The organism is Rahnella sp. CG8 (assembly GCF_023701875.1).
GTDB classification, from domain to species: domain Bacteria; phylum Pseudomonadota; class Gammaproteobacteria; order Enterobacterales; family Enterobacteriaceae; genus Rahnella; species Rahnella aceris.
In genome coordinates this window covers 59,352-74,119 of the sequence record NZ_JABAED010000019.1, presented here as the reverse complement: position 1 = coordinate 74,119, position 14,768 = coordinate 59,352, and the positions used below count along the sequence as shown (strand labels likewise).

14 protein-coding genes are annotated in these 14,768 nt (G+C 48.8%); 2 read left to right on the top strand and 12 right to left on the bottom strand.

Features of this window, described 5'->3' with window-relative positions; translation table 11 throughout:
• Positions 1 to 21 precede the first annotated feature (21 nt).
• Positions 22 to 831: a bifunctional DNA-formamidopyrimidine glycosylase/DNA-(apurinic or apyrimidinic site) lyase gene (gene mutM / locus HGO41_RS17705; RefSeq protein ID WP_250981271.1), complete on the top strand. Its 810-nt coding sequence runs from the start codon at positions 22 to 24 to the stop codon at positions 829 to 831.
• Between the two features lie 8 nt (positions 832 to 839).
• Here mutM and coaD read toward each other — a convergent pair whose 3' ends face one another.
• The 12 genes from coaD to rfaD all read right to left on the bottom strand — a co-directional run bounded on the left by coaD (position 840) and on the right by rfaD (position 13,324).
• Positions 840 to 1,322, bottom strand: a complete 483-nt coding sequence (gene coaD / locus HGO41_RS17700) for a pantetheine-phosphate adenylyltransferase (RefSeq protein ID WP_013577623.1) — start codon at positions 1,320 to 1,322, stop codon at positions 840 to 842.
• Positions 1,323 to 1,328: 6 nt separating this feature from the next.
• Positions 1,329 to 2,096, bottom strand: a complete 768-nt coding sequence (locus HGO41_RS17695; RefSeq protein WP_037035350.1) for a glycosyltransferase family 2 protein — start codon at positions 2,094 to 2,096, stop codon at positions 1,329 to 1,331.
• On the bottom strand, positions 2,096 to 3,370 hold the full coding sequence (gene waaA, locus HGO41_RS17690; protein WP_013577621.1) for a lipid IV(A) 3-deoxy-D-manno-octulosonic acid transferase: 1,275 nt from the start codon (positions 3,368 to 3,370) through the stop codon (positions 2,096 to 2,098). The genes HGO41_RS17695 and waaA overlap by 1 nt, the downstream gene beginning before the upstream one ends.
• A gap of 120 nt (positions 3,371 to 3,490) precedes the next feature.
• Positions 3,491 to 4,636 carry a glycosyltransferase family 4 protein gene (locus tag HGO41_RS17685; protein ID WP_119262201.1) on the bottom strand — a complete coding sequence of 382 codons (1,146 nt, stop codon included), beginning with the start codon at positions 4,634 to 4,636 and terminating at the stop codon, positions 3,491 to 3,493.
• Complete coding sequence (gene rfaQ, locus HGO41_RS17680) at positions 4,629 to 5,711, bottom strand: putative lipopolysaccharide heptosyltransferase III (protein ID WP_013577619.1); 1,083 nt, start codon at positions 5,709 to 5,711, stop codon at positions 4,629 to 4,631. Before rfaQ ends, HGO41_RS17685 begins: the two co-directional genes overlap by 8 nt.
• A 160-nt stretch (positions 5,712 to 5,871) precedes the next feature.
• Positions 5,872 to 6,879 (bottom strand): glycosyltransferase, encoded by a 1,008-nt coding sequence (locus HGO41_RS17675; protein ID WP_013577618.1) that lies wholly within the window; start codon positions 6,877 to 6,879, stop codon positions 5,872 to 5,874.
• A gap of 69 nt (positions 6,880 to 6,948) precedes the next feature.
• Positions 6,949 to 8,235 carry an O-antigen ligase family protein gene (locus HGO41_RS17670; protein ID WP_166861439.1) on the bottom strand — a complete coding sequence of 429 codons (1,287 nt, stop codon included), beginning with the start codon at positions 8,233 to 8,235 and terminating at the stop codon, positions 6,949 to 6,951.
• Complete coding sequence (locus HGO41_RS17665; protein WP_112152578.1) at positions 8,232 to 9,236, bottom strand: glycosyltransferase family 8 protein; 1,005 nt, start codon at positions 9,234 to 9,236, stop codon at positions 8,232 to 8,234. Before HGO41_RS17665 ends, HGO41_RS17670 begins: the two co-directional genes overlap by 4 nt.
• Positions 9,229 to 10,326, bottom strand: coding sequence for a glycosyltransferase family 9 protein (locus tag HGO41_RS17660; RefSeq protein ID WP_126125269.1), 1,098 nt, complete (start codon positions 10,324 to 10,326; stop codon positions 9,229 to 9,231). The genes HGO41_RS17665 and HGO41_RS17660 overlap by 8 nt, the downstream gene beginning before the upstream one ends.
• A 2-nt stretch (positions 10,327 to 10,328) precedes the next feature.
• Complete coding sequence (rfaC, locus tag HGO41_RS17655) at positions 10,329 to 11,312, bottom strand: lipopolysaccharide heptosyltransferase RfaC (protein ID WP_121020207.1); 984 nt, start codon at positions 11,310 to 11,312, stop codon at positions 10,329 to 10,331.
• Positions 11,312 to 12,361: an ADP-heptose--LPS heptosyltransferase RfaF gene (gene rfaF / locus HGO41_RS17650; RefSeq protein WP_037035337.1), complete on the bottom strand. Its 1,050-nt coding sequence runs from the start codon at positions 12,359 to 12,361 to the stop codon at positions 11,312 to 11,314. Before rfaF ends, rfaC begins: the two co-directional genes overlap by 1 nt.
• A 30-nt stretch (positions 12,362 to 12,391) precedes the next feature.
• Positions 12,392 to 13,324 carry an ADP-glyceromanno-heptose 6-epimerase gene (gene rfaD, locus HGO41_RS17645; RefSeq protein ID WP_013577612.1) on the bottom strand — a complete coding sequence of 311 codons (933 nt, stop codon included), beginning with the start codon at positions 13,322 to 13,324 and terminating at the stop codon, positions 12,392 to 12,394.
• Between the two features lie 242 nt (positions 13,325 to 13,566).
• Between rfaD and kbl the strand changes: the two genes are divergently transcribed.
• On the top strand, positions 13,567 to 14,763 hold the full coding sequence (gene kbl, locus HGO41_RS17640; protein WP_013577611.1) for a glycine C-acetyltransferase: 1,197 nt from the start codon (positions 13,567 to 13,569) through the stop codon (positions 14,761 to 14,763).
• Positions 14,764 to 14,768: the final 5 nt, after the last annotated feature.

Here is a 14,768-nt window from a genome sequence, read left to right as displayed (position 1 = left end):
GATTTTGCTCAAGGGGAAATTATGCCGGAATTACCTGAGGTTGAAACCAGCCGCAGAGGGATTGAACCCTATCTGAAAGGTCACACGATACTGCATGCCATTGTGCGTAATCCGCGCCTGCGCTGGCCTGTCTCGGCGGAGATCTTAGCATTAAGCGATCAGCCGGTTCTGAGTGTGCAGCGTCGGGCAAAATATCTGCTGGTTGAGCTGCAAACCGGATGGATTATCATTCATCTGGGCATGTCCGGCAGTTTGCGGGTATTGCCGGAAGAAACTGAAGCAGGTAAGCATGACCACGTTGATCTGGTGATGGATACCGGCCATGTGCTGCGTTATACCGATCCGCGACGTTTTGGTGCCTGGTTATGGTCTTCTGATCTGGCGGCCAGTAATGTCTTAGCCCATCTGGGGCCGGAACCGCTGAGCGAGGATTTCAACGCAGATTATCTGTTTGATAAATCCCGTACGAAGAAATCACCAATCAAACCCTGGCTGATGGATAACAAACTGGTAGTCGGCGTCGGGAATATCTATGCCAGTGAATCCCTGTTTGTTGCCGGTATTTCACCTGACAGACCTGCACATTCGCTCAAACGTGATGAGACGGAATTGCTGGTGAGAACCATCAAAGCGGTATTGCTGCGCTCTATTGAACAGGGCGGGACGACGCTGAAAGACTTTCTACAGTCAGATGGGAAGCCAGGATATTTTGCACAAGAACTGCAGGTATACGGCAGAACGGGCGAGCCTTGCCGCGCATGTGGTACGCCCATTGAGAGTAAGAAACACGCTCAGCGCACCACGTTTTTCTGCCCGCGCTGTCAGCGCTAACGCATGATTCAGGCGCTGATTTTTTCCATCAGTGCCTGAGTAATGATTTGCGGCAGGAAAGGCGTGATATCCCCACCGTGGCGGGCGACTTCTTTGACCAGCGAAGAAGAAATAAACGACCATTCTTTTGAGGGCATCATGAACACGCTTTCCAGCGTTGGCAGCAAATGTCGGTTCATGTTTGCCAGTTGCATCTCATATTCAAAATCAGACACCGCACGTAATCCCCGTACCAGCACGTTTGCGCCCTGATTTTTGGCGAAATTCGCCATCAAATCGCTGAAACCAATGACTTCAACATTATCCAGATGGGATGTGACCTGGGTCGCCAGCGCCACGCGTTCATCCAGCGAAAACATCGGTTTTTTGCTCGGGCTGGCCGCAATCGCAAGAATGACCTGGTCGAACATCAGCGCCGCACGGGTGACGATATCGAGATGCCCGTTGGTCATCGGGTCGAAAGTGCCGGGATAAATTGCCTTAGTGCTCATGACGGCTCACTTTTGCAGTTGGTGGCTGAGTGCCCACAGGGCGGCATATTTATTGAACGTATATTGTGCATTGACGCCTGCCAGGATCAACCCCTGCTTTCCATCCATAAAACCGGCCCGCAGGATCCAGGTTTTGACGAATGCGCCCAGCGTATGCGAAAGAATTGAGGAAAAACTGCAACGGCGGCCTTGCTGATGGCGTTGCTCTGCCCATGCCTGCGCATAGCTGAGTTGTTTACGCTGGAAAGCGAAAAGGTCGCGACAGGTGAGATGCAACAGGTCACCTTGCAAAGCAACGACAGTCGCATTGCCTGTGTTCAGTGATTCATGCACCAGATCGTCGTTGTAGCAGAATGTAGCAGGGTACAGGCGGTTGACCCGATCAGGATACCAGCCGCTGTGGCGCATGAATTTTCCGAGGAACAGATTACTGCGTCCGAGGCTATAAACGGTATTTTCCTGCGGGCAATTCAGCACGGTTTCAATCGACTGGCGTAATTCAGGGGTGACACGCTCGTCGGCATCGATCATCAAAATGTAGTCACCGGTGGCATGACTTTGCGCCAGCTGGCGCTGTTTGCCAAAACCCGGCCACTCTGTGTTCTGGAATACTTTAGCGCCGAAGTGGCGGGCAACATCCTGCGTCGCATCGTTGCTGCCGGAATCGAGCAGAATTATTTCATCTGCCCAGTCTACTGACTTAAGGCATTCCGGCAATAAATCCGCCTCATTACGGGCAATCAGCACGACGGATAAACGTTTTTTATCAGCCATTAATGACTCCGGATGGGCAGATAAGGCTCCAGTAAATGCAGCAGGCGCTGTAACGCCCCCTGATTTTGATGCAGAACTTCAACGGCATGGCGACCGTAATACAAACGGTAGTCTTCATCGGTCAACAGTGTAGAAATTTCTTTCACCAGCGATGCAGTATCAGTGACCGTGATCAGACCGTCGTCCTGAGCCAGCTTGGCGCAGATGTCTTTGAAATTGAAGGTATGGGGTCCCATCAGCACCGGAATTGCGTGGGCTGCCGCTTCCAGGGGATTATGGCCTCCGCGATCGACCAGACTGCCACCGACAAACGCCAGGTCAGCAATGCCATACAGCAACATTAATTCGCCCATCGTATCGCCGATCACGACCTGAGTGGCCGAAGAAGGAACTTCCCCTGAGCTGCGCTGAATGAAAGAGAGGCCAGCTTTGCGCGTCAGCTCACAAGCTACCGGGAAACGTTCAGGATGGCGCGGCACCAGAATAAGCAGCAAGTTCGGATGCGCTTTCAGCAGCTCTTTGTGCGCCTCCAGCAGTAAAGTTTCTTCGCCTTCATGCGTACTGGTAGCGATCCACACCTGACGGCGTGATGCCCACTGGCTGCGCAGTGCAATGGCTTTTGCCGCGAGCTCGGGGGTGACCGAGATATCGAATTTCAGGCTACCGGTCACCGCAAGCTGGTTGCGTTTGAGTCCTAAAGACAAGAAGCGTTCACCATCTTCCTGATTCTGTGCGGCGATCAGTGTAATGCGTTGCAAAATGGTGCGAATGAATTTGCCTAGCTTCTGGTATCCCTTCGCTGAGCGGGCAGAAAGACGGGCATTGGCGATAACCAGTGGAATTTTGCGACGATGCAATGCACTGATAAGGTTCGGCCAAAGCTCGGTTTCCATAATGATGACCAGCTTGGGGTTAACCTCATCCAGGAAACGATTTACGGATCCGGCCAGATCATAAGGCAGATAGACGTGGTGCACACCCTTGCCAAAAGCGGACTGAACACGCTCTGAGCCTGTCGGTGTCATGGTGGTGACGGTAATTGGCAGAGAAGGATAACGGTGGCGTAATGCGCGGACTAAAGGGATCGCTGCCAGCGTTTCTCCAACGGAAACGGAATGCAGCATAATGCCGCCGGAGACAACCTTTCCTTTGCAGAAGCCATAACGTTCAGCCCAGCGTTTACGATAGGCGGGCGACTTGCGGCTGCGCAAAAGTAAACGGATCCAAATCAATGGCTGAATTAAATATATGATTATATTATAAAAAATATTCATCTTTTATCAGGCGTTGCATAAGGGAAAGTCAATTTCATAGAGCGAAAATAGTCCCGGCGGATAGATGGGCACATGTTATCAGATAAGTGTGATCGACTCATCATGTCAGCGCCTGCGTCCTCAGACCAGTAACGAGTGATAAAGTGTAACCAACTGTTTTGAAAGGTTTTTAGGGCTGTAAGGTAAAATCCGGTCTCTTGCCGCATTTCCCATCTGGTCATTTTCCTGACGGGAAGGAATTTTATTGACGTATTCGCTAAGTCTTATCACATCCAGCGCATCGCAAACGAAGCCTTCGCGCCCCTGCATAATAAACTCTGCGCCACCACAGGTTTCGCTGGTGATAACGGGCAATCCGCAGGCCATGGCTTCAAGAATCACGTTCGGGAACGGGTCGTATAATGTCGGCAGAATCATGCCATCGGCCGCATGGTAATAAGGGAGTACGTTGTTTTGTACGCCGACAAAGCGGACCCGGTCTGCGCACCCTGATTGCTGAGCCAGCGACGCATATTTTTTCTGGTCTTTATCTTGTCCGACGACAATGAGGTAGCGATCGCCACAAGCGATCGCTTCAATGGCAGGCTTCAGCCCTTTGCGTTCAAAACCTGAACCTACGTAAATCAGTGCCACGGCCTGCGCAGGAATTGAAAGCATTTCACGCGCAGCAAGGCGCTGTGCATCTGTCGCCGGTACGAATTTTTGGGAATCAATGGCGTTATAGATCACTTCAAAACGGCTCTCATCAACTCCGTAACAGCGGATGATATCCCGTTTTACCATCTCAGAATTGCAGATGATTTTTTTCAATGCCGGGGAGTGGAACATCTCTTCTTCGGCTTGCAGGACATAGCGGTGGTAGGGGCTGATTTTTGTAAGAAAACGCTGAAGAGGGGAAATGACACGCGCCCGTTGTTCCAGCCAGACACGATGTGCACCATCGCCGGCCCGGAAAATGTCGCAACCCGGAATACGTTCGTGGCTTTGCACTATGTCGAAATGTTCCTGTTTCCAACATTGTTGCGCAGCAGCGGCAAAACCCTTCTCACGTGAAACACGGCCATACTTTGCCGGATTACACAGGTGAATTTTCCATTGCGGATTTGGCTTGCCTTCCCACTGGCGGGTAATAATATTCAGATCAATATTTTGGTCATCCAGTGCCTCCAGGGCGCGGGAAATAAAACGTTCCGCGCCGCCATCCGGGCGATATTTTTGTCTGACAATCGCTAAACGGATGTTTTTCCCACTGGCGGCATTAGTCATGCAGATAACTCCTGGCTGCATCAATCACATCACTGACAGGGATTGCATGCAGATAACGTTGTTGAGTTTTCGTATCGATCGAATCGGGTGCGGGTAGCGGCGCGTAGTCCCCCGCCCAGAGAGTGGTATTATTTTTGCCCCATGGACGCCAGTGTTGCATTTTCGTCGGGCCGAATAAGGCGACGCAAGGCGTATTAAGCGCGGCGGCCATATGCATCGGCGCAGAATCCACCCCAATAAAGAGTTTTGCACCGTCAATCATTGCAGCCAGTTGGGTCAATGATAACTGACCGGCGACAGAGATCACCTGCGGATTGTGCGTGAGATCCTGGATTTTGCTCACCATATCCAGCTCTTTCTTATCCGGGCCGGAGGTCATCACGATCGTCAGGCCGGTTTCAGCAAGTCCATCAATCACATTGGCGAATTTGTCATCATCCCAGCATTTGAACGTCCAGCGGGACGTTGGCTGAATCACAATATATTCGCCGGACACCTGATTTTTCAGAAGTAATTGCTGACAAAATGACTTGTCACTTTCTGAATAATGCATTGATGTCAGAGCGTTATCGGTGGAAATACCAAGCGGTGACAAAATCGACATATTCTGTTCGACAGTATGCAAAATGCTGTGATTTTCGGTCGTCACTAACTGCGTATGACCTGCCCGCCAGAAAGCAGAACGTCGTTTTTTATAGTCGAATCCTAAACGAACTTTCGCGCCACTAAATCGGGAAATCAAAGCACTGCGCCATTGATCGGCAAGATTAATCACCAGATCATAATGTCGGTCGCGAACAGCTTTGAGTAACTGATATTCCTGTTGTAACTGATAGCGGACACCTTGTTTTTTCCATGTTCTGTCAATGACATGGATATGAGATAGCGCTGGATGTTCACTGAGAATAGGGCGAGTTTCTTTATACAGAAGCACATCAATTTCAGCATCGGGGTAATGCTCGCGTAGCCTGTTTATCACCGGCGTGGTCAGCACCATATCTCCATGATGACGGAGTTTCACCAGAAGAATTCTTTGGGGTCTGAACGCTGCGTATTTGGCTTCTGAATTAGGCATTCTATTATCTGATAGTAGAATATAGTGAGTTGATTTTAGGTGAAGAATCGTATGCTGTGAAGTTATTTATCTTCCTGATATAGAAAGATAAATAACTTCATTTATGAAATAGTTAGATTCCACTTAAACGAATAAAGGAATCGTCTCTTTCTGAAACAACTTAACCGAGTTTTTTACGCAGGTTATGGAGACGATACAGCCACAGTAACAGTTGCCACCATTGTTTCGGTCCGCGTGCGTTACGCAGCATTATCCTGCGTGTGCCGGAGGTGTAAATATCGTCGATCATGGCTTTCTGAGCGGCCTGAACAGGCTCGCGGCGAACAGAATGACAAACCGTCAGGGCTTCCCGGGTGACCTGTCTCGGAAACTCCGCATAGATTTTTACCCGGTCTTTATATCGCTTATTTAATTCATCAAGCATTTTGGCGATTTTCAGGTAATGCCGTTGATATTCAACGTTTTTCATTCCGGTTCTTTTTTGGTTACTGATTGACTGACCATGAATGTAATAGCGATAAAGCACCTCTTGGGTGTATTTCACGCGGCGTGCGTTGAACATGAATTCGGTTGTCCAGGGAATATCCTGATGATGCAGGCCGGGTTCAAAATACAGATGATGCTTTTTAATAAGTTCCAGACGATAGACACCTAACCACACTACGTGCAAATAACGGTTTGTTGCCAGCGCCATTTTAAGCCAGTGCGGGCCATCCAGCACGGCAGTCGACGTTAAACGATCGGTGGGGATGATGGGTTTAACTTTTTCTGAGCCGACAAAATAACGTTCACCATTGCATTGTGCGACATCCAGATCATCCTGTTCACACAGTTCAATCAGCGTTTGGTACATGTTCGGATAGAGTATGTCATCGGCATCCGGAAAAGTGACGTACTGACCTTTGGCGATATCCAGGCCAGCATTACGCGCACGCGATACGCCGCCGTTAGCCTGATGAATGACGCGAATATGCGGGTATTTCTCAGCATATTCTTGCGCAACGCACTCGGAACCGTCTGTCGAACCATCATTGACGATAATGATCTCGAAGTTTGTCAGCGTCTGGGCGACGAGCGAATCCATAAAGTTTCGGAACATTTCCCCTGCGTTATACAGAGGGATAATCGCGCTGAGCTTAATGTTGTCGGATGTCGTTGTAAGGGGCATATCACACAATTTCCACTGATAAGGAGGGCAATCAACCGGGCCGGTGTAAGTTTCACAGCCCGGAAAAAATCATTGTTTTTCTATCGGGGGATGTGGCCTCATCCTGAGCATCATCAGGTAGGCAAATACCAGCACAATAAAATACGGTGATTCGCGATTGTAAAACTGGGTATCACCCATGCTGAAGTAAATTACCGGGACCGACAGTAATAAAAATTCGTAACCCTTGGGCACCAGCCTGAAGGGATAGAGCAATAATACGGCGAAGAAAAGTACCATAATCAATGCGCCTAAAATTCCCTGTAATGACATTGTATCGATAATATCATTGTGCAAATGGAACTGAAGATTGCGTAACGCTTCCGGGTTTCCGCCTTCATGCTCATCGATGAACGTGGTGGCAAGTGTATTGCGGCTGTCGGCGGACTGACCAAACGGGTGATGTTTGAAAGCATCCACTCCGGCTCGCCACATTGAGAAACGCGCACCGACTGAAGTATTACGCTCCCCGTCATTGTAAGAGGTAACCTCGTTTTGGAGATTATCGAAGCGGGTGAGGACTTTATTGTAATAAGGATGACCAGAAGTCACTGCGGCAATAATTAAGACCGCAATGGCAAAACCGTAGATAATTTTAGACGTATGCGAGCTTTTGGTGAAATCGTAAATAATGCTGCCTGCACTAATAAGTATAAAGAGTATTATTGCAGAGCGGGTTTCTGTGGCAGCGAGAACCGCAAAAGTCAGCGTCATCACAATCAGACAAATGAGCCTGTAATGCTTTAACGCATGATATTTAAGACTGTACATCACCAGCAAAGAAAAAATAGTAAATGTATAGGCGCCGGAAGTCGGAGCGTCAGAATTTATTTTCATTCTTTCGCCTGTCTTTAAATAAACAATGATTCGTATGACGGATATAACGATAAAAAGAATCGTCATAATAGCTATCCCCGTGCGCACTGTCAGTGCAGGGATTTTCCATTTGTGAATGTTATGTTCAATGGCATACAGAATAAATGAAGCTAATATGAGTCTCTTACCGCTAATTTGGTAATGATAGGCAATGAGCGGATATTGATGGTTTACGGTGAGCATAACCCAAAGCAACTTGCTGATACCCAGAAGTAGAATTGTGCAGGCAACCGGGTAGAATTTAATTTTCTTATCAACACGCAGGGTGACGTAGATGAAATACAGGACAGCAATATACGTTGCGATATAAAAGAAATTCCGGGTTATTTCACCAGAGTACATAAAGAAAGAAATGGAAATGGTAATCAATAAGAATAGTAAAGATGCAAGTTTATCGTCAAAAGACGATTTTTTTATCTGTGCCATCAGATTACTTTTCATAAAGAGCTTTTCCTGAAAATCTTATTATTCATATATTTGGTCATCCAGCGCAAGCTGGTCAGGTAGCGACCCTTATGCCAGAGTGCCTGGGCATAGCGTTTCATCTCTTTATAGGAAACCGGCACGTCATGTGGGACTGCGTGCCATGGGGATTGCGCATAATATTGATCATAAATATCGGCCAGTTCTCCCATTCCCCAAAGGTGCCAGGGTTTACATTTACCCGTATAATGAATCAGGATGGTATCTTTCGGGATATCAACTCTCTTTCCCACTTTATTTAAAATGATGTCACACACAAAATTATATCTTTTAGGAAGCAGCAGAACTTCCTGTTCCAGGACAATATTAAGTGCGTCCTGGTCAGGGAATTTAAATTCACTTTCCTGAAGGCTAAGTGTCCGGATGATCCGCTCAGTTGTATTTTTCTCAAGCCATTGAGGGATATTGATGTATAAGAATCCTGAGTTGAAATAATTTCCCTTTGTCAGACTTAACTGTGAACAAAGTTTATTTCTTGCCCGTTGCGTATCATTGACGGCTGCCAGCGTATAAGGGCTGATATCCATCTCGCTCAGTTCTTTATAACTGCCTAAACATAATGTGTCCGCGTCAAGGTAGAGTAATTTTGATGTGACGCCAGAAAGGATGTAGGGAGTGAATAACCGATAATAAATAGCCTGAGGATAGCGCCCCATCAGCGGTAAAGCAGTGAACGCAGATTCTTTAAAAACGTAACAGGTGATGGCCAGCGGATGATTTGCCGCCAGCTCAAGCAGCCGGGATTTTGATATTTCATCGAGCGCACTGCCAAATATATGAATATGAAAAGCTAAGTCAGGATTGTTTTTCAGAACAGAAAAGACAGTGACCCCCATACCACGGGCATAGGCATTATTTATTCCGAATGCGATATGGACCACAGGGAGTGATGAATCCCCTAAATTATTCACGAGCTCTTCTTTATGCTCGAGATAGCTCATATATTCATGGTCAGACATAGTGTTGTACCTGACTTGTTTTGCTTATAACAAATGAACGTATTTTCTCCAGTTGAGCATCACTGAGTGAAAAAAGTTCTTCAGCACTGTGCCGGAATTGATAAGGTGCTGAGAAAATAAAAGATTCAGGCGCGAGTTTTTTATCTTCAGGCGTCAGGATGAGTGGCGCATAGGTTGGATGCTGCTCGGTTAAGGCACAAGGACCCGCTAAACATACCACTGGGATATTCACCGCATCTGCGATATACACGTTTCCAGAATCTGAGGCGATATACATATCCATCTGAGAAATGGCATGTGGGACTTCATGCAATTTTAGCTTACCGATCAGGTTAATGATGTTTTCGCGAGCACTGAGTTTTTCCAGCAACTGATCAAGGTATTTCTGCTCATTCTCCGGGCCAAAAACATAAAACTGACAAGGAAGGCCAGCCAGGGTATTAAGGATTTTAATCCATACCGCTGTCGGAATTGTTTTAGCTTTATTGCCTGCCGAAATGCTGATACCAATTTTGACCTGCTTGCTTGCCGCCAGCTCCGGCAAGGTTTTTTCAGGTATCCACAAGGGAAGGGTGGCATGTTTAGTATAGCTTTCTGCACTGAGGCTGGGGTCTGCCAGCTTAAGATAACTTTCCAGCGTAAAATCGGTTTTCTGATGCAAACGAACAACGTCGGCCGTCTGATAAAAAATTCCGTGATACCACTTGCGGGTATAAGCGATCAGAAAGGCTTTATGCTTCGCATTACAGAAGGCGGCATAGAAGCCGTTAACGCTGTTAGGTTGCAGCAGATAAATATTGTCGTAGCGGTTGAGCAGGCGAAAGGCGAGACCAATTTTACTGACTAAAGATTTTTTGTAATCTTCAATGAGATAAATAGAATCGATCGTCGAATCGTGTGCAGCCAAAGGCAAAACCGTTTTACTGATCAAGACATCTGATTTTTTTAAATGCTTCAGTAAAGGCGTGATATTGACGAAATCACCAATTTTGGCGGTTTGTATGACCAGATTTCGTCCTTTGCCCTGATGAAAAGGCTTCATCAGCATTTTGAACGGCCACAGCAAGATGAAAATAATCACGTAGCTCATGGTCAGTTCACTTCCTCTTTCGCAGCGGTCAGATCACTCAGACGCTCAAAGACGGTTTTGGCTGGTAAGTTTTCCAGTGAATTGTTCCCGGCTTTGAGGATAAACTGATTCTTTCCATACCCGCCAATCAATCCCGGATCGGTCGGTCCGTAAAGCGTGATATTTGGACGATCCAGCGCGGCAGTCAGATGGCTCAGCCCCGTATCAACAGAAATGACCGCTTTCGCACCGGCTAAAACCTCAGCAACTTTTTCCAGACTCAACTTAGGCAACACCTCGACATAAGGGAAACCTTCCGCCAGACGCAATGCGCGCTGATGTTCATGGTCTGCCCCCCACGGAAGTTTGATGCGGATATCTTGCCCGCCGAACATGCTGATCAGCTCACGCCAGTGTTCTTCCGGCCAATGTTTATCGGCGCGGGTGGTGGCATGAAGAAACACCAGATACCGGCCCGCGTCGGCAGGAAGATGGGAGAGGAAACGTGCTGCAATAGCATAATCTCCCTGGCCTGATGGCTTTTCATAGCCCAGGCTTTTCGCAAACAATTCCCGGGTACGCTCTACCGCGTGCTGCTTTTTATCGATTTCATGACGCTGATTGTAGAACCAGCTGGCGAATGGTTCACGGGCACTTTTACAATCCTGACCGTGTTTTTCACCTTTTGCGACACGGGTGATCAGTGCCGCGCTTTTAATCAGACCCTGAGCATCAATGATCGCATCATAGGTTTGAGACTGAACTTCGCGTTTGAAGTCGCAGCGTTGCTGACGGGTTTCAGAGCCGAACCAGTTTTTACGCCAGCGGCGGATGGCGACAGGTATCACGCGATCAACGGCAGGATGCCAGCCGGGGATCTGGCTAAATCCTTCTTCCACGACCCAGTCAAAGCGGATCCCGGCAATGGCCTGCATAGCATCCGTCAACGCCGGAAGGGTATGCAGAACGTCGCCCATGGACGACGTTTTGACAATGAGAACCCGCATTAAAGCTCCTTCCTTGCGCTCAGCAACTGGGTGAGTTCCTGATAAACTTGTCCGGGTTGAATATCAATTAAACTTTGGTGATAGCCTTCTTCAGCATCGCCTTTACGGACTTTATGATAGCCAGTGATCAGACGTATAACTTTTGCCTGATGGCTGAGGGGCGGTGTGAAGTCCGGGCTGCTGGGCCCGTAAAGTGCTATCAGCGGTTTATCCAGCGCGGCGGCAACGTGCATCAGGCCTGAATCATTACTGACGACCGCATGACAGGCGGCAATCATCACCACCGCCTGATCCAATGAGGTTTTCCCCGCCAGATTGAGACAGAAAGGTTGCGCGCTTTCTGTCAGTGCCAGGCGGATTTGTTCACCTGCTGCGTTATCTTTTGCAGAGCCAAAGAGCACCACCTGATAGCCTTCGCTGATCAGTTTTTCAGCCAACACCGCGTAGTGATAATGAGGCCAGCGCTTTGCCGGACCAAACTCTGCGCCAGGGCAGAAACCAATCAGCGGCCGGGTGTTATCCACAGAGAATGAGGTTTTAACCGCGGTGACTTCAGCGTCGCCGACCTCTAATTTCGGCCAGAGAATGGGTTGTGGAAGATCAGCGGCAGTTTTGATTTGCCGGGCATCGTAGCCCAGAGCAGCATAACGCTGAACCATCAGTGGAAAAGCGGGTTTATCCAGCACCCGCAAATCATTGAGCAGACCATAGCGCATTTCGCCACGCCAGCCGGTGCGTTGCGGAATACGGGCAAAGAAAGGAACCAGCGCCGATTTAAACGAGTTAGGCAGAACGAATGCACGCTGATATTTCTCATTGCGCAATGAAATACCCAGACGACGACGTTCGCCCAATTCCAGCGCACCGTGGCCCAGCGGCATGGCCAGCGCCTGATGTACTTCCGGCATGCGATCAAGTAAAGGACGGCACCATGCAGGTGCCATCACGTCAATCTGAGCGTCGGGGTGCGCAGCTTTCAGGGTGCGATAAAGACTTTGTGACATCATCATGTCACCGACCCATGACGGCCCAATTACCAGTATTTTCATACCGTTAATCCATTCCTCAATGTGCAGGGCTTAAACTGTGCGGTTAAGCCAGCTCATGTATTCCGTAACACCTTCGGCAACCGTTTTGAACGGTTTGTCGTAACCGGCGTTACGCAGGGCTGTCATGTCGGCCTGTGTGAAGGACTGGTAACGGCCTTTGAGTTTTTCCGGGAATGGAATGTATTCGATATCGCCCGACTTGTGGTATGCCACGACAGCATCTGCCACAGCCTGGAAGGATTCCGAACGTCCGGTACCGCAGTTAAAAATGCCCGAAACACCGTTTTGCCAGAACCACAGGTTCACGGCTGCCACATCACCCACGTAGATAAAATCGCGTTTGAAGCCTTCGCTGCCCGAGAACAGTTTTGGGTTCTCCCCGGCCTTGATCTGATTATTCAGATGGAACGCTACGCTCGCCATGCTGCCTTTATGGCCTTCACGCGGTCCGTAAACGTTGAAATAACGGAAACCACAAATTTGAGATTCAGCGTGCGGCAGAATTTCGCGAACATACTGGTCAAACAGGAACTTAGAGTAACCATAGACGTTCAGCGGTTGCTCGTATTTACGCTCTTCAACAAAGCTGGTGCTCTGGCTACCATAAGTGGCTGCGGAAGACGCATAAAGGAAGGGAATGCTGCGATCTAAACAATAATGCAGGACATCTTTAGAGTACTGATAGTTGTTATCCATCATGTACTTGCCGTCCCACTCGGTAGTGGAAGAGCATGCGCCTTCGTGGAAAATGGCGTCGATATCACCCAGATCGTCGCCGGCCACGATGCTGGCGATAAAATCTTCTTTGTCGCAATAATCCGCAATATCCAGATCCACCAGATTGACGAACTTGGTGCCATCTTTCAGATTATCCACCACCAGAATATCGCGGTATCCCATATCATTGAGCGATTTAATAATATTGCTGCCGATAAAACCAGCGCCGCCAGTGACGATTATCATGGGATTCACCTTTAATCATTTGAAGAACTGCGCACCATGCACAGCCTGTATATTGGGTAATATCATAACACTTCATTATGAAGCTCACATTGGGAAGGTGTCCGATAACAGGGATTCTTATGTTTCAGAGCGTAAGGCGTGAACTATGCTGCAAAACAAAGATATTGTGAGCACTTCCATCGTTATTTTATATGCAGATTAGTAAGGTATTCCGTGAATGAGTCATTTCAGGAGAATACTGTATGTCTGTTTCGTTTTATCGCCAGCTGGAAGATCAGCTGGAGCAGGCCCGGGTTGAAGGGCTGTTTAAAGAAGAACGCATTCTCACCACGCCCCAGCAGGCTGAAGTCTCCGTCGCTGGCGGCCGTCCGGTCATCAATTTTTGCGCCAACAACTACCTTGGCCTGGCGAATCATCCCGAACTGATCCGTGCTGCAAAAGCCGGTCTCGACAGCCACGGTTTCGGCATGGCTTCGGTCCGCTTTATCTGCGGCACACAAGATACGCACAAAGAACTTGAACATCGTCTGGCTGACTTTCTCGGTATGGACGATGCGATCCTCTATTCCTCCTGCTTTGATGCCAACGGTGGGTTATTTGAAACACTGCTGGGTGAAGAAGACGCCATCATTTCGGATGCGCTGAATCATGCCTCAATAATCGATGGTGTTCGCTTATGCAAAGCGAAACGTTATCGGTATGCCAACAACGATATGTCTGAACTGGAAACCCGTTTGCAGCAGGCAAAAGATGAGGGTGCCCGTCATATTCTGGTGGCAACTGACGGCGTATTTTCAATGGATGGCGTGATAGCCAACCTGAAGGGCGTGTGCGACCTGGCCGAACGGTTCGACGCGCTGGTGATGGTCGATGATTCCCATGCGGTAGGTTTTGTCGGTGCCGAAGGGCGGGGAACGCACGAATATTGCGATGTGATGGGGCGCGTGGACATCATCACTGGCACGCTTGGCAAAGCGCTGGGCGGGGCTTCCGGCGGTTATACCGCTGCGCGTCAGGAAGTGATCGACTGGTTGCGTCAGCGTTCGCGGCCCTATCTCTTCTCTAATTCCCTGGCACCGTCGATTGTTTCTGCCTCCCTGAAAGTGCTTTCCATGCTCGAAGAAGGCAGCGAACTGCGTGAGCGTTTGCTCAGCAATTCAAAATTGTTCCGCGAGAAAATGACCGCCGCGGGTTTCACGCTGGCGGGGGCTGATCACGCCATTATCCCGGTGATGCTTGGCGAGGCTCGTCTGGCTCAGGAGTTTGCGTCGCTTTTGCAGCAGGAAGGGATTTACGTCACCGGCTTCTTTTACCCGGTGGTGCCTCAGGGGCAGGCGCGCATCCGTACTCAAATGTCAGCAGCGCACAGCACGGAACAAATCGAAAAGGCCGTTGAAGCCTTCACCCGTATTGGCAAAAAACTTGGCGTGATCGCCTGAGGAAT

Coding starts and splice junctions, on each gene's coding strand:
- waaA (WP_013577621.1), bottom strand. CDS start 3,370: ATGAATATTTTTTATAATATAATCATATATTTAATTCAGCCATTGATT.
- HGO41_RS17695 (WP_037035350.1), bottom strand. CDS start 2,096: ATGGCTGATAAAAAACGTTTATCCGTCGTGCTGATTGCCCGTAATGAG.
- HGO41_RS17670 (WP_166861439.1), bottom strand. CDS start 8,235: ATGAAAAGTAATCTGATGGCACAGATAAAAAAATCGTCTTTTGACGAT.
- mutM (WP_250981271.1), top strand. CDS start 22: ATGCCGGAATTACCTGAGGTTGAAACCAGCCGCAGAGGGATTGAACCC.
- HGO41_RS17665 (WP_112152578.1), bottom strand. CDS start 9,236: ATGTCTGACCATGAATATATGAGCTATCTCGAGCATAAAGAAGAGCTC.
- rfaF (WP_037035337.1), bottom strand. CDS start 12,361: ATGAAAATACTGGTAATTGGGCCGTCATGGGTCGGTGACATGATGATG.
- rfaC (WP_121020207.1), bottom strand. CDS start 11,312: ATGCGGGTTCTCATTGTCAAAACGTCGTCCATGGGCGACGTTCTGCAT.
- HGO41_RS17675 (WP_013577618.1), bottom strand. CDS start 6,879: ATGCCCCTTACAACGACATCCGACAACATTAAGCTCAGCGCGATTATC.
- HGO41_RS17660 (WP_126125269.1), bottom strand. CDS start 10,326: ATGAGCTACGTGATTATTTTCATCTTGCTGTGGCCGTTCAAAATGCTG.
- HGO41_RS17685 (WP_119262201.1), bottom strand. CDS start 4,636: ATGACTAATGCCGCCAGTGGGAAAAACATCCGTTTAGCGATTGTCAGA.
- kbl (WP_013577611.1), top strand. CDS start 13,567: ATGTCTGTTTCGTTTTATCGCCAGCTGGAAGATCAGCTGGAGCAGGCC.
- rfaD (WP_013577612.1), bottom strand. CDS start 13,324: ATGATAATCGTCACTGGCGGCGCTGGTTTTATCGGCAGCAATATTATT.
- rfaQ (WP_013577619.1), bottom strand. CDS start 5,711: ATGCCTAATTCAGAAGCCAAATACGCAGCGTTCAGACCCCAAAGAATT.
- coaD (WP_013577623.1), bottom strand. CDS start 1,322: ATGAGCACTAAGGCAATTTATCCCGGCACTTTCGACCCGATGACCAAC.